The following is a 12,545-nucleotide window of genomic DNA, read 5'->3' as shown; positions in this document are numbered from 1 at the left end:
TTACACCTCGCTTAATTAATAAGAATGGGGAGCGTCATCGATAGACTCTGGGGTGACCTTGCCGCGCATCACCCGATAAACCCAAGAGGTATACATCACAATCAGAGGCAAGAAAAAGCATGAAATCAGCAACATGATCCACAACGAAAAATGACTGGCTGATGCATCATAAATAGTAAGGCTAGAACTAGGCTCTAGCGATGAGGGCATTAAAAAAGGAAAAGTAGAAAACCCAAAGGTAAAGACAATGCCCATCACCGACAGCGAGGAAAAGAATAAGGCAAACACACCTTTCTTCATACGGACGATCGCAATTGCTATCAAGGCCCCCACCACGCCCATCAGAGGCGCTATCCACATCCATGGGTAGGTTGTGTAGTTAGCCATCCACCCTCCTGGACTTACCGTTACCACTTTGGCCAAGGGGTTAGAGTAAGCGTGCGCCAAGGCCGCCGTCTCTACTGAATACCCAGGGACTGTGGTCGCAATGAACCAGCCCGCCACGATAAACAAGGCCACACACGCCAAACCGGTGTAGGTCGCCCAGCGTTTAGCCAGTTGTGAAATCGAGCCCTCTGTTTTCCCTGACAAGACCACAGCACCTTGAAAGGCCATCATCAAAATGGAAATCACACCGACTAACAGCGTAAAAGGCGTAAATAACGCGAAGAACCCACCCTGATACATCGGGCGCATCGTCGCGCTCTCGAAACCAAACGGGGTTCCGATCATGATATTCGCCACGGCCACCCCAAAAACCAAAGCAGCTACCACGCCCGTACCACACCAGATTGCGTCCCACCGTGTACGCCACACAGTCGAGGTCATTTTGCTGCGATACTTAATGGCAACGGGACGTAATATCAACGCGACCAGCAACAACATCATGGCTAAATAAAAGCCTGAAAATGCCATGGCATACAACAACGGCCACGCCGCAAAAATCACCCCACCACCGAGAATTAACCAAACCTGGTTACCTTCCCATACTGGGCCAATCACGTTAAAAAGCACCCGTCGCTCAGCGTCATTCTTAGTGACCGCCGGTAAAAGCATCGCAATGCCTAAATCCGCACCATCCATGACAGCAAAAGCAGCCAGTAACACACCAAGCAGTAACCACCAGATCACCCTTAGCGTGTCGTAATCGAGAAGAATAAAAGCGTCCATTATTTTTCTCCCTTATTCCGCAGGTAATACACGTGGTGTGTGAGTCGATAAGGCATCCGCATCGTCCTGTGCCTCATCGTCAGGGCCTGAACGAATGGCATGCAACATTACTTTGACGCCGACCACGGCAAGTGCCGCATAGAGCGCAAAGAAGATCGATAAGCTAATCACCAAATCACTGATACTTAACCCTGAGGCCGCATAGTACGTGGGTAAGACGCCTTCAATAATCCATGGCTGGCGCCCGTACTCGGCCACAAACCAGCCACACTCAATGGCGATCCATGGCAACGGTATGGTCCATACGGCCGTTTTCAAGAAGCGCGGTGAACGCGTAATACGGTCGGTTGATGCAAGAAAGAAAGCAATAATAAAGAAAGCAATAAAATAGACGCCTAGCCCCACCATGATCCTGAAGGTCCAGAACAAGGGGGTTACTTGCGGAACCGTGTCCCACGCCGCTTGATCAATTTGTGCATCCGTCGCTTGCCCGATATCGCTGAGATGCCGCTTCAGCAATAACGCGTAACCCAGATCTTGCCAGTGCTCGTCAAACACAGCTCGGGCTTCCTGATCGTTTTCATCCGCCCTTACCTTTTGCAATGACTCATACGCCACCAAGCCGTTACGAATGCGCACCTTAGCGTGCTCGACCAAATCGTTGATGCCCAACATGGGCGTACTTAGCGAACGCGTACCGATCAGCCCCATCACCCACGGTATTTCGACAGCAAAGCTGTTAGACCGCCCTTCTTGGCTAGGAATGGCGAAGGCATTAAAGCTGGCGGGGGCAGGTTCGGTTTCCCACATCGCCTCAATAGTGGCGATTTTCATTTGCTGATGCTCGGTCGTGAGGTATCCGCTTTCATCACCTAACACCACCACAGACAGCGCTGACGCCAAACCGAAGCTGGCGGCAACCACCATAGAGCGACGTGCGATTTCGTAATGCCTACCTCGCAGCACATACCACGCGCTGACACCCAAAACAAAAACCGCACCCAAAACGTAACCCGCGCTAACGGTGTGTACAAACTTAGCTTGCGCTACCGGATTAAAAATAACGGCCGCGAAGTCAGTAAGCTCCATACGCATGGTTTGAGGATTAAAGGTGGCGCCCACGGGGTTTTGCATCCACCCATTCGCAATCAGAATCCATAAGGCTGAAAAGTTAGCCCCTAAGGCGACTAGCCACGTCACAATCAAGTGCCCGATTTTCGAAAGTCGATCCCAACCGAAGAAAAATAAGCCGACGAAAGTGGCTTCAAGGAAAAAGGCCATTAAGCCTTCAATAGCAAGGGGGGCCCCAAAAATATCGCCCACATAATGGCTGTAATACGCCCAGTTCATACCAAACTGGAACTCCATTACCACACCTGTTGCTACCCCAAGTGCAAAGTTAATACCGAATAACTTGCCCCAAAACATGGTCATGCGCCGCCAAATCGCGCGGCCCGTCATGACGTACACACTTTCCATAATGGCTAGCAACAACGCCAGCCCCATCGTGAGGGGAACAAATAAGAAGTGAAACATCGCCGTTGCAGCAAACTGCAAACGAGAAAGCGTAACCACATCGAAATCAATCATGTTTTGGCTCCCGATCCAGCGCTTTTACGAACCTTACCCGCCAAACCCAACACTTTCTGCACCTTAGAACCTAGCTTCATCAGGCTTTGTAAGGTCTCTGGGGGTAAATGATGAATCTCATCGAACCAGCCAGTGGCTAACTCGATAAGCTCAAGCATGTCACCAATACGTTGTTGCTCGAACGCCTCTTGCTCGTTCTTAGGTTGTTCCATCAGAATACTACGCAATAAGCTTAGCGTTGGATCAATTTCCCGTTTACGCTTTTCTTCGACCAAGATGCTAAAGATTTCCCATACATCTTTAGGCGATTCGAAATACTCGCGCCTGTCACCCACTTTATGCACCATTTGCACAAGGCGCCACGACTGCAACTCTTTCAAGCTCATGCTGACGTTAGAACGGGAGATTTTGAGGGTGTCAGCGATGTGCTCGGCATTCAATGCAGTAGGCGACAAAAACAACAAGGCATAGATTTGCCCCACGGTGCGGTTAACGCCCCACCGTCCGCCCATCTCTCCGAAATGCAACACAAAACGCTCAGTTTGCGGGTCGAGATTCATAATAAGTTTTTTTTGAAGTTTCAGTAATTACTGAAATTACAGTAACTGGGAATAGTAATACGTTCCCCTATCCAAGGCAAGTTACGCACCGGCGCAGCGCGGCTACGCTTTGTGACTGAAAAAAATCAAAGAGCAGCTAAAATAAGTGATCCCGATTACAATCTACCCATGAAAACCCAAGCTCATACTCACACCGACGTTATCGCTTCGGCTAAGCAAACATTTAGCATCGAAATCAACGCGCTTACGGCCCTAAAAGACCGACTCGACCACCATTTCGTCGACGCCGTAGACATGCTTTTGCACTGTCAAGGACGAGTCGTGGTAACGGGCATCGGTAAGTCGGGGCATGTGGCCCGAAAAATAGCGGCCACACTTGCCTCCACAGGCACGCCCGCTTTTTTTGTGCATGCCGCTGAAGCGCTACACGGTGATTTGGGTATGATTACAGGTCAAGATGTGGTGATCGCCATCTCTTACTCGGGTAAGGCTCAAGAACTTATGACCGTTTTAACGGTCATAAAGCGCATGGGAGCACGACTGATTGCCGTCACCGGCCACCCCGACTCAGAGCTCGCAAAAAACGCCGATTTACATCTGGACGCTCAGGTCGAATACGAAGCCTGTCCACTTAATCTGGCGCCCACTGCCAGCACGACAGCGGCCTTAGTTCTTGGCGATGCCCTAGCCGTCGCCTGCCTCGAAGCCAGAGGCTTTAGTCAAGAAGATTTTGCACGCTCTCACCCCGGTGGAGCATTAGGCCGACAACTCTTAACCTACGTGCGCGACATCATGCGTAAAGGCGACGCCTTACCCATTGTCGATCAACACACGCTCGTACCCGAAGCCCTTGCCGAGATGTCAGCAAAAGGGATGGGTATGACCATCGTCACTAACGAAAAACAACACCCCATCGGCATTTTTACTGATGGCGACTTACGCCGACTGATTCGCCGACACGGGGACATCCGCCACATTCAGGTCCACGAAGGCATGACCCACAACCCCAGACACATTCCTGCGCAAGCTCTCGCTATCGAGGCAGCCAGCACAATGGATGCCAACCGCATCAACCAAATGCTTGTTTTGGGCGAAGATGGCCGCTTACAAGGCGCGCTACACATGCACGACCTACTGGCGGCAAAGGTACTATAAATGACTGAAACTCTTATTCCGCAACACCCAGCCGAAGCCCTGCTGCTTGCTAAAATTAGCCCCGACTTACAACAGCGCTTACGCCAACTTCGCCTTATGGTTTTTGACGTAGACGGTGTACTTACCGACGGACGCCTGTGGTATGGCGAACAAGGCGAAGCGGTCAAAGCCTTTCACGCCCTTGACGGTTATGGGCTGCGCTTACTTGATGAAAGCGGCATACGTGTTGCCTTAATCACGGGCCGAGAAGGGCCAATCGTGGCACGCCGCGCTGCCGAACTTGGCATTGCCGAAGTCCACCAAGGCGTGCGCAACAAAATTGACGTGCTACAAGACCTGGCTCAGCGCTTGGGCTTGGATTTTTCCGAAATTGGATACATGGGCGACGATATTATTGATATTGCGGCCATGCAGCGCGTGGGCTTTGCCGCCAGCGTGCCGGACGCCCCCAGTTACATCGCTCACCTTAGTCATTGGGTTGCCAGCAAACAAGGGGGAATGGGTGCTGTGCGCGAATGCTGTGACATCATCCTCGCTAGCCAAGGCAAACTGGGCGCGTTGTTAAACGCTAAACCCTTAAGTACCACCGCGGTAATTCAATAAGGTTAGGTATGCGTGAACGGCTGCCCACTTTCGTCTCGATTTTATTGCTGCTGATTCTCGTAGCGGGTACCTGGTGGGCGGCCGACTATACGCAGCGCGCCATCGAAGTGGATCCCGTACGACGAGTCACACACGAACCCGACTCCTGGGCCCAACACTTCACCTTGGTTCGTAGCAACGAAGAGGGGGTGGCCATCAATCGCCTAGAGGGCGATCACATGCTGCACTTTCCTGACGATGACTCGTACGAAATCACCACCGCCCGTGCCATCGGAAACCGAGCCAACTCGCCCATCACTATTGCGACATCCGACACCGCCATCATGGATCAAGATGGGGCTCGCATCACCATGCAAGGCAACGCACACGTACACCGTCTGCCCGATGCCGAGCGTAAAGCCCTTGATGTCACCAGCGAAACCCTTATCATTTTGCCCGACGAGGATGTGGTTTACACCGATATTCCTGCCACGGTTGTAAACGGTAACTCGACCATGCGCGGCACCGGCATGCGTTACGATAACAGCAGCCGCCAACTTGAGGTTTTCTCAGCCTCAGACGTTAAAATTTCAGGCCAAGACCGACAAGAACGTCGAAATCAGCCTTCTAACTGAACACACCGCCATGAAACTAGCGCCCACTTTCTTAACACTACCGACACGACGCTTTGGTTCGAGCTGGTCCGTACTTGTCGCTACCGTGAGTTTAGTGCTTTGCAGCACCACTCTGTTTGCGCAATCCACCGATGCTGAAGCCGAACCCGACACACTCATTCTCTCTGACACGCTGCATTATGACGACGTAAAACGAGAAAGTGTTTTCGTGGGCAACGTGATCATGACGCGCGGCCTGATGGTTCTACATTCTGATCGCCTCACCATGCGCGAAGACGACGAAGGCTTTCAGTATGGGACCGCAACCGTCACCACCACCGACCGTGTACGCGTGCGTCAAGAAAAGCCCGAGAAACACGAAGTCATTAAAGCCGAAGGCCTCAGAGCCGAATACAACAGCAAAACGGACGAGCTCATCATGATTGGCCAAGCCATTGTTACGCGCTACGTCTGTGGCAAGCCCTTTGACAACATTCGAGGGGATCGCGTGGTGTACCACCAAGACACCGAGACCTATGAGGCGTTCGGTGGCGCTCAGTCAGCCGCCGATAACCAACGGGTTCGATCTGTTGCTCGCCCCCGTGCCAAAGCCGATGCCGCTCTTGCGGAATGCCAAGACAAATCGTAATAAACCGCCCCCACAGCCCAACCAAAAGCGCCCGCAATGAGCACAAATGTCCACTCTCTTAACCGTACCCAATCCGGCAGCCTCCGAGCGGTAGGGCTGAGTAAAACCTACGGCAAACGAACCGTTGTTAAAGATGTCTCCATCGCCGTTGAAAGCGGTGAAGTGGTGGGCCTATTGGGCCCTAACGGCGCAGGGAAAACCACCAGTTTCTACATGATCGTGGGCATCGTGCACGCCGACTCGGGCCGTATCGAAATCGATGGCACGCCAATTGCCGGCTTGCCCATGCATAAACGTGCCCACCTTGGCCTTTCCTATTTGCCACAAGACGCCTCAGTATTCAGGCGTCTCACCGTCGAACAAAACATTCGGGCCGTACTTGAACTGCAGTTTGATGAGAACGGCAAGCGCTTTGGCGCTACGCTAATCAACCAGCACCTCGAACAGCTAATTGACGAACTGCAAATCGACCATATCCGAAACAGCACCGCCTTATCGCTGTCCGGCGGGGAGCGTCGTCGCGTCGAAATTGCACGCGCCTTAGCGACGCAGCCTCGATTTATCTTATTAGACGAGCCTTTCGCAGGTGTAGACCCCATTGCCGTCATTGAGATCCAACGCATTGTGCAGTTCTTAAAATCGCGCAATATTGGGGTACTTATTACCGACCATAACGTACGCGAAACCCTTGGTATCTGTGATCGCGCCTACATCATCAGTGATGGCAAAGTTCTCACTAGCGGCCATCCCAACGAGATCATTAATAACGAGGCGGTGCGCCAGGTGTATCTAGGGAAAAACTTCAAAATGTAGGCGTAAGTAAAAATATATTGAGCTACATCATTTTAAAATTTGTCAGCTTAGGTATACTGGATGTGTAGGAATTCTAAGGAGGGCGTAAACGTTTTGCACCGTTAACTTTTGCGCACAGCAGCGCATCTTGTTTTCACAGGAGAGTCCTTATGAACCTGAGCATCACCGGTCGTAATATAGAAATTACCGCGGCACTTCGCGACTATGTCGAAAATAAAATAGGCCGTATCACAAAGCACTTTGATAGCGTTATTAGCAGTCAGGTCATACTTTCGGTCGAGCGCGTTAATCACACCGCAGAAATCACACTACGTGTAGCGGGCAAAGATATTCATAGCGCAGCCACCGAAGAATCCATGTATGCCGCTATCGATGTCTTGTCAGATAAGGTCGAGCGCCAAATCGTAAAGACCAAGTCCAAAGCCTATAACCATGCTCATACTCCACACAAACGTATGGAAGAAGCCACTCTCTAACTGCCCAGATGCAGATTTGTCTAAGCGACTACTGCTACACTAGACAACGTCAGTAGCCCCGTTTTTAAGCGGGGCTTTATTAATTGTCTGGTTTCGTGTGCAATGGGGCATATTCAGCACCGTGCATTCGTTTTATAATAGCTACTATGAATCTATTGTCGCGTATTTTGCCCTCCACCAACGTGGTACTTGACCTGGCCGCAACCAGTAAAAAACGGGCTTTTGAGCAAGCAGGCTTACTCTTTGAAAACAACCATGGTATTGCGCGTACGGTTGTATTTCAAAGTCTATTCTCACGAGAACGCTTAGGCTCTACCGCTCTCGGCCACGAGGTCGCTGTCCCCCATGGGCGCATTAAAGACCTTAAAGAGCCCGTGGCGGCGTTCATTCGCCTAGAAGAACCCGTGCGTTTTGATGCCTGCGATGGCCGTACCGCCAGCCTGCTTTTTGTATTGCTGGTGCCCGAGAACGCCACTCAAGTCCACCTTGATTTACTCGCGGAAATCGCCCGTCTCATGTCTGACCCCAACCTTCGGCATGCTCTTAACACCGAAACTGACCCAGCCGTAGTGCATAATCTGTTAACTGCAACGGCCGAGGACAAAAACGATGTTAACGATACAAGAGCTAGTTAGCGATAACGCACATCGAATTTCTTTTACGTGGCTAGCTGGCGAGCAAGCCGCTACCCACGTTACCCTTGACTCCGGTATGGCGTCGGCCGATTTAATCGGTCACCTTAACCTCATACACCCTCGGCGCATTCAAATTTTCGGGCCGGAAGAACTCTCGTATTACACGCGTTTCGAGGCCAAGCGTCGACAGACACACCTTGACGAGCTTGCACAAGGGGGAGTCCCAGCCATCATTATGTCCGATGGCACCGAAGCGCCAGATGATCTCATTGCATTTTGCGAGACTCGTCAAATTCCGTTGCTCTCAACGCCCCTTGATACCGCTGTGTTAATCGACATTCTGCGTATCTACCTGTCAAGGCGTCTTGCCCCTAAAACGATTTTGCACGGTGTGTTTCTTGATGTGCTTGGTTTAGGGGTGCTAATTACCGGCGAATCGGGCTTGGGCAAAAGTGAGCTCGCCTTAGAGTTGATCTCACGCGGTCATGGTCTGGTTGCCGATGACGCCGTTGAAGTTGCGCGTACCGCACCAAACGTAATTGAAGGCCAATGCCCTCCTTTATTGCAAAACCTACTTGAAGTACGCGGCTTAGGCCTACTTGATATACGCACGATTTTTGGTGAAACCTCGGTGCGTCGCAAAATGAACTTAAAACTCATCGTTCATTTGGTCCGTGTGAATCCCGAAAATTTTGAACGCCTGCCCGTACAGGATCAAACCGAGTCGATTTTGGGCGTGGACATATTACAGGTTATGCTGCAAGTGGCGGCGGGACGAAACCTAGCGGTTTTAGTTGAAGCCGCTGTGCGCAACACCATTCTTAGTATTCGCGGCATCGACACCATGGGTGACTTCATCGAGCGTCAAGCCTTAGCCATCATGGAAAACAGCCATCCGACCAAAGATTAAAATCAAACGACAGCACAGTCATCATGCTTAAAGTTGTACTTATCACAGGCATCTCGGGTTCAGGAAAATCCGTAGCACTTCGCTTATTGGAAGACACGGGTTATACCTGCGTCGATAATTTACCAGTACAGTTTCTGCCCGATTTTGTTAATCGCTCTATTGAAACTGGCATCGAACGCGTGGCCATTGCCATCGACGTACGTGCCCCCGGAGAGCTCAACACCCTGCCCCAAGCCATCGCACAAGTCCGCGATAGCGGTATTGCGGTAAGGGTAATTTTCCTAGACGCTAACGATCACACCTTACGTCAACGTTATTCAGAATCCAGACGTCGTCACCCGCTTACTGATCGTTTACGCCTTGGCGGAGAGTCTCCCTCGCTGCAAACCTGCATCGATACCGAGCGCGACATGCTGGCCCCACTGCGCGAGCAAGAGCATGTAATTGATACGTCTGACCTCACTCCCGGCCAGTTACGCGCTTGGGTACGTGATTTGGTGCAGGCTGACCGTGCTCCGGTGGTATTAACCTTCGAGTCGTTCGCCTATAAACGAGGGGTACCGGGGGACGCCGATATTATGTTTGATGTACGCTGCCTACCCAATCCGCATTACGATGCCGACTTACGCCACCTCACCGGACGCGACGAAGCCGTCGCTAAGTGGCTATCTCGTTTTGGCAGTGTGGAAACCATGATTGATGACATTGCTGGCTTCATTAATCGCTGGCTACCGGTTTACATGCAAGACACACGAAACTACCTAACCATTGCCATTGGCTGCACAGGGGGCCAACACCGTTCGGTCTATGTGGTAGAACAGCTAGCGCTGCGCTTCGCTAAGCACTCGCCGTTACTGATTCGTCACCGCAACCAACCACCCGTGGATATGCCATTATGATGACATCACACCACCGAGGGCTATGGCTAGCGTTATTCGCTATTATGATTGCCTTCGTTGCAGGCTGCACTGGCCCAAAGCCAAGCGGAACAGCCTCTAGCGCAGGCGGCTACTATAAAGACGATGGCCCCGGCAGCAGCCCTCCCGGCAACTTGCATGCGATCCCAAATGCCACCCCAAAAATCGAACAACATGCCGCGGCGAACATGCGCCCCTACACCGTTTTGGGACAACGGTATGTACCCCACACCAACGAGCAGCCCTTCCGGCAAACCGGTGCCGCATCGTGGTATGGAAAAAAGTTCCATGGACGTAAAACCGCCAACGGCGAAACTTACGACATGTACGCCATGACGGCAGCTCACCCCACACTGCCCTTGCCCAGTTACGCCAAAGTCACCCGTCCCAACACCGGCCAATCGGTAATCGTGCGCATTAATGACCGCGGCCCTTTCCATCGGGCTCGTATCATTGACTTATCCTATGTCGCCGCCGCGAAACTGGGCCTTATTGAGCCAGGCAGTGGCACGGTCGTCGTTGAAGCCATCACACACGAAGACATACGTAGTGGACGCTTCCAAGACAGCACAAGTGTAGCAAGCACCCCCGAAGAGGCGGTGCCCGACGCCCTTGAGCTACTGGCTAAAACACAGTTAGACGCTGTTATGAATGACACCAGCACATGGAGTAATGACGCCGCAAGCCAACGCATTTTGCCTGAAGAGCTTGCCACGCCCAGTACGGTTGCCGCTACCGGTACACTCACCCCTATTTCAGGCAGCGGAACCCCTCGCGTTTATTTGCAGTTCGGGGCATTTAGCGCCTCGCAAAGCGCCACCGCCTTAGCCGAACAAATTAATCAAAAAATTCGCCCTATCGAATACCGTGATGCGCATATTGAGCCCGCGAATGAGCTATACCGAGTTCAAATCGGACCATACGAGTCGCGCACTGAAGCCATTAACGCGGCGCTAAGAATAGAACAAGAAACCGGCCTTCCCGCTAGCGTCGCCGTACGCTAAGCCCAGCGAGATAGCTACGACTTCAACTGCACGGCATAGTTATACAGCACATCTCGACCTATTCCGGTCACCTTCATCGCCACCTTGGCCACATCTTTTACAGACATCGTTTCAAGCAACACACGCATCCACGCTTGCGTAGTCTCGTCGATTTCATCGAGATCAACCGTTGACTCACGCACGGGCGCTGCATGCAAAATCAACACAAACTCACCCTGACTGTGTCGAGAATCAGCCTCTAACCAATCAAGCGCCTCGGCCAAACGCAAGGTGTGTACTTGCTCAAAACGCTTACTTAACTCACGGGCAATGCTAATTTGACGTTCGGGCCCACAAACCTCAAGCAAATCTGCCACACTCGCCTTTAAACGGTGAGGCCCCTCGAACATCAGCACCGGGCCTTTAAACTGCGACCAGGACTGCAGCCATTTCAATCTCGCCGCGCGTTTGGGCGGAAGAAAGCCTGCAAACGCAAAAGCCGGATTCTCGTCAGTGGTGACGCCCGTGGCCATCAAGGCGGCAATCACAGCGGACGCCCCGGGTAAGGGCACCACTCTAAAGCCCGCCTCACGCACGGCCCTCACAATCCGCGCTCCAGGATCACTTACCGCAGGCGCCCCCGCATCGGACACCAACGCCACCCGTTCGCCTTGCTCTAATCGTTGAACAATCGCTTGGGCTGCACTGGCCTCGTTATGACGGTGTGCGGCGATTAAGGGCGTATCTACCCCCCACGCTTGTAGCAAAGGGCGAGTAGAGCGGGTATCTTCTGCAGCGATCACATCGCAACGTAATAGCGTTTGCCAGGCACGCAGGCTGAAATCAGACAAATTACCAATGGGCGTGGCCACCACATAAAGCGTTGAAGCAGGCCATGATTGGGCTCCTACGCGCTCGGTGAGACGATTCCATGTCGCCTCACCCTGTCGCTCTGTACTCAGCTCATTCATACTGCTTATTTCCTGTTGATAGATTGGAATACGATGTCGGCCCCTATTAGCCCCCATCAGTTAGCACGCGAGGCTCAAATCAAAGCGCTGAATAAGCGCAAACGATCTCAGCGCACGGCGCCAAAAAAACACTCGCAAGCCGAGCCACGGCTTTCTCCGACGCAACAAGTCGGCCTTAAACACGAAAACCAAGCCGCCGACCACCTGCTTGATCGCGGACTGCATATACTACAACGCAACGTACTCACCCACATGGGCGAAATCGATATTATTGCCACCGATGAGCAAAGCGTAATATTTGTAGAAGTCCGTTACAGGGCCGACCCGCGTTACGGTGGCGCCTTAGCCAGCGTAGACCGCGCTAAACAACGGCGTATTATCGGCTCAGCACACCTTATTTTACCCCGCCTAGCCAAACGATACTTCAACGGGAAGACGCCCCCTTATCGCTTTGATGTGGTGGCCATCGATGGGCAAAACATACAATGGATTACGAATGCCTTTGGTGCGTAGGTGTATA

At 52.2% G+C, this 12,545-nt stretch carries 15 protein-coding genes; 11 read left to right on the top strand and 4 right to left on the bottom strand.

What is annotated here, in order from left to right; translation table 11 throughout:
* Positions 1-15: 15 nt before the first annotated feature.
* The 3 genes from cydB to AC2UZI_RS11725 are packed head-to-tail and all read right to left on the bottom strand — an operon-like array spanning position 16 to position 3,320.
* Entirely contained in the window at positions 16-1,170 is a 1,155-nt protein-coding gene (gene cydB, locus AC2UZI_RS11735; protein ID WP_486944060.1) for a cytochrome d ubiquinol oxidase subunit II, read from the bottom strand.
* Between the two features lie 12 nt (positions 1,171-1,182).
* On the bottom strand, positions 1,183-2,760 hold the full coding sequence (locus tag AC2UZI_RS11730; RefSeq protein WP_486944059.1) for a cytochrome ubiquinol oxidase subunit I: 1,578 nt from the start codon (positions 2,758-2,760) through the stop codon (positions 1,183-1,185).
* A complete protein-coding gene (locus AC2UZI_RS11725; RefSeq protein WP_486944058.1) occupies positions 2,757-3,320 on the bottom strand; it encodes a GbsR/MarR family transcriptional regulator in 564 nt (187 codons plus the stop codon). Before AC2UZI_RS11725 ends, AC2UZI_RS11730 begins: the two co-directional genes overlap by 4 nt.
* Positions 3,321-3,488: 168 nt before the next feature.
* On the opposite strand from AC2UZI_RS11725, the gene AC2UZI_RS11720 reads away from it, so the two are divergent.
* From AC2UZI_RS11720 to AC2UZI_RS11675, 10 genes are all read left to right on the top strand, one after another.
* Positions 3,489-4,475 (top strand): KpsF/GutQ family sugar-phosphate isomerase, encoded by a 987-nt coding sequence (locus AC2UZI_RS11720; RefSeq protein ID WP_486944057.1) that lies wholly within the window; start codon positions 3,489-3,491, stop codon positions 4,473-4,475.
* Positions 4,476-5,078, top strand: a complete 603-nt coding sequence (locus AC2UZI_RS11715; protein WP_486944056.1) for a KdsC family phosphatase — start codon at positions 4,476-4,478, stop codon at positions 5,076-5,078.
* 8 nt (positions 5,079-5,086) lie between these two features.
* Positions 5,087-5,692 (top strand): LPS export ABC transporter periplasmic protein LptC, encoded by a 606-nt coding sequence (lptC, locus tag AC2UZI_RS11710; protein ID WP_486944055.1) that lies wholly within the window; start codon positions 5,087-5,089, stop codon positions 5,690-5,692.
* Between the two features lie 10 nt (positions 5,693-5,702).
* Positions 5,703-6,320: a lipopolysaccharide transport periplasmic protein LptA gene (lptA, locus tag AC2UZI_RS11705; RefSeq protein WP_486944054.1), complete on the top strand. Its 618-nt coding sequence runs from the start codon at positions 5,703-5,705 to the stop codon at positions 6,318-6,320.
* 36 nt (positions 6,321-6,356) lie between these two features.
* Positions 6,357-7,133, top strand: a complete 777-nt coding sequence (lptB, locus tag AC2UZI_RS11700) for an LPS export ABC transporter ATP-binding protein (RefSeq protein WP_486944053.1) — start codon at positions 6,357-6,359, stop codon at positions 7,131-7,133.
* Positions 7,134-7,282: 149 nt separating this feature from the next.
* Complete coding sequence (gene hpf / locus AC2UZI_RS11695) at positions 7,283-7,609, top strand: ribosome hibernation-promoting factor, HPF/YfiA family (RefSeq protein ID WP_486944052.1); 327 nt, start codon at positions 7,283-7,285, stop codon at positions 7,607-7,609.
* A gap of 146 nt (positions 7,610-7,755) precedes the next feature.
* Positions 7,756-8,244, top strand: a complete 489-nt coding sequence (locus AC2UZI_RS11690; protein ID WP_486944051.1) for a PTS sugar transporter subunit IIA — start codon at positions 7,756-7,758, stop codon at positions 8,242-8,244.
* Positions 8,219-9,154, top strand: coding sequence for an HPr(Ser) kinase/phosphatase (gene hprK, locus AC2UZI_RS11685; protein WP_486944050.1), 936 nt, complete (start codon positions 8,219-8,221; stop codon positions 9,152-9,154). Before AC2UZI_RS11690 ends, hprK begins: the two co-directional genes overlap by 26 nt.
* A gap of 23 nt (positions 9,155-9,177) precedes the next feature.
* The gene (gene rapZ / locus AC2UZI_RS11680) at positions 9,178-10,053 is read left to right on the top strand and encodes an RNase adapter RapZ (RefSeq protein WP_486944049.1); all 876 of its coding nucleotides are present in this window, start codon (positions 9,178-9,180) and stop codon (positions 10,051-10,053) included.
* A complete protein-coding gene (locus tag AC2UZI_RS11675; protein WP_486944048.1) occupies positions 10,050-11,075 on the top strand; it encodes a septal ring lytic transglycosylase RlpA family protein in 1,026 nt (341 codons plus the stop codon). The genes rapZ and AC2UZI_RS11675 overlap by 4 nt, the downstream gene beginning before the upstream one ends.
* Positions 11,076-11,089: 14 nt before the next feature.
* On the opposite strand, the gene rsmI is transcribed toward AC2UZI_RS11675, so the two are convergent.
* A complete protein-coding gene (gene rsmI, locus AC2UZI_RS11670; RefSeq protein ID WP_486944047.1) occupies positions 11,090-12,025 on the bottom strand; it encodes a 16S rRNA (cytidine(1402)-2'-O)-methyltransferase in 936 nt (311 codons plus the stop codon).
* A 33-nt stretch (positions 12,026-12,058) separates the two neighbouring features.
* On the opposite strand from rsmI, the gene AC2UZI_RS11665 reads away from it, so the two are divergent.
* On the top strand, positions 12,059-12,538 hold the full coding sequence (locus AC2UZI_RS11665) for a YraN family protein (protein ID WP_486944046.1): 480 nt from the start codon (positions 12,059-12,061) through the stop codon (positions 12,536-12,538).
* Positions 12,539-12,545: the final 7 nt, after the last annotated feature.

The organism is Paenalcaligenes sp. DL 463, from assembly GCF_057475185.1.
The sequence above is the reverse complement of the archived record's forward strand: the minus strand, read 5'-3'. Positions and strand labels throughout refer to the sequence as shown.

Bases quoted from the DNA above. Each gene is read 5' to 3' on its own strand.
- AC2UZI_RS11725 (WP_486944058.1), bottom strand. From the start codon at position 3,320: ATGAATCTCGACCCGCAAACTGAGCGTTTTGTGTTGCATTTCGGAGAG.
- AC2UZI_RS11715 (WP_486944056.1), top strand. From the start codon at position 4,476: ATGACTGAAACTCTTATTCCGCAACACCCAGCCGAAGCCCTGCTGCTT.
- hprK (WP_486944050.1), top strand. From the start codon at position 8,219: ATGTTAACGATACAAGAGCTAGTTAGCGATAACGCACATCGAATTTCT.
- rapZ (WP_486944049.1), top strand. From the start codon at position 9,178: ATGCTTAAAGTTGTACTTATCACAGGCATCTCGGGTTCAGGAAAATCC.
- lptC (WP_486944055.1), top strand. From the start codon at position 5,087: ATGCGTGAACGGCTGCCCACTTTCGTCTCGATTTTATTGCTGCTGATT.
- AC2UZI_RS11720 (WP_486944057.1), top strand. From the start codon at position 3,489: ATGAAAACCCAAGCTCATACTCACACCGACGTTATCGCTTCGGCTAAG.
- rsmI (WP_486944047.1), bottom strand. From the start codon at position 12,025: ATGAATGAGCTGAGTACAGAGCGACAGGGTGAGGCGACATGGAATCGT.
- AC2UZI_RS11730 (WP_486944059.1), bottom strand. From the start codon at position 2,760: ATGATTGATTTCGATGTGGTTACGCTTTCTCGTTTGCAGTTTGCTGCA.
- AC2UZI_RS11690 (WP_486944051.1), top strand. From the start codon at position 7,756: ATGAATCTATTGTCGCGTATTTTGCCCTCCACCAACGTGGTACTTGAC.
- AC2UZI_RS11665 (WP_486944046.1), top strand. From the start codon at position 12,059: ATGTCGGCCCCTATTAGCCCCCATCAGTTAGCACGCGAGGCTCAAATC.
- AC2UZI_RS11675 (WP_486944048.1), top strand. From the start codon at position 10,050: ATGATGACATCACACCACCGAGGGCTATGGCTAGCGTTATTCGCTATT.
- cydB (WP_486944060.1), bottom strand. From the start codon at position 1,170: ATGGACGCTTTTATTCTTCTCGATTACGACACGCTAAGGGTGATCTGG.
- lptA (WP_486944054.1), top strand. From the start codon at position 5,703: ATGAAACTAGCGCCCACTTTCTTAACACTACCGACACGACGCTTTGGT.
- lptB (WP_486944053.1), top strand. From the start codon at position 6,357: ATGAGCACAAATGTCCACTCTCTTAACCGTACCCAATCCGGCAGCCTC.
- hpf (WP_486944052.1), top strand. From the start codon at position 7,283: ATGAACCTGAGCATCACCGGTCGTAATATAGAAATTACCGCGGCACTT.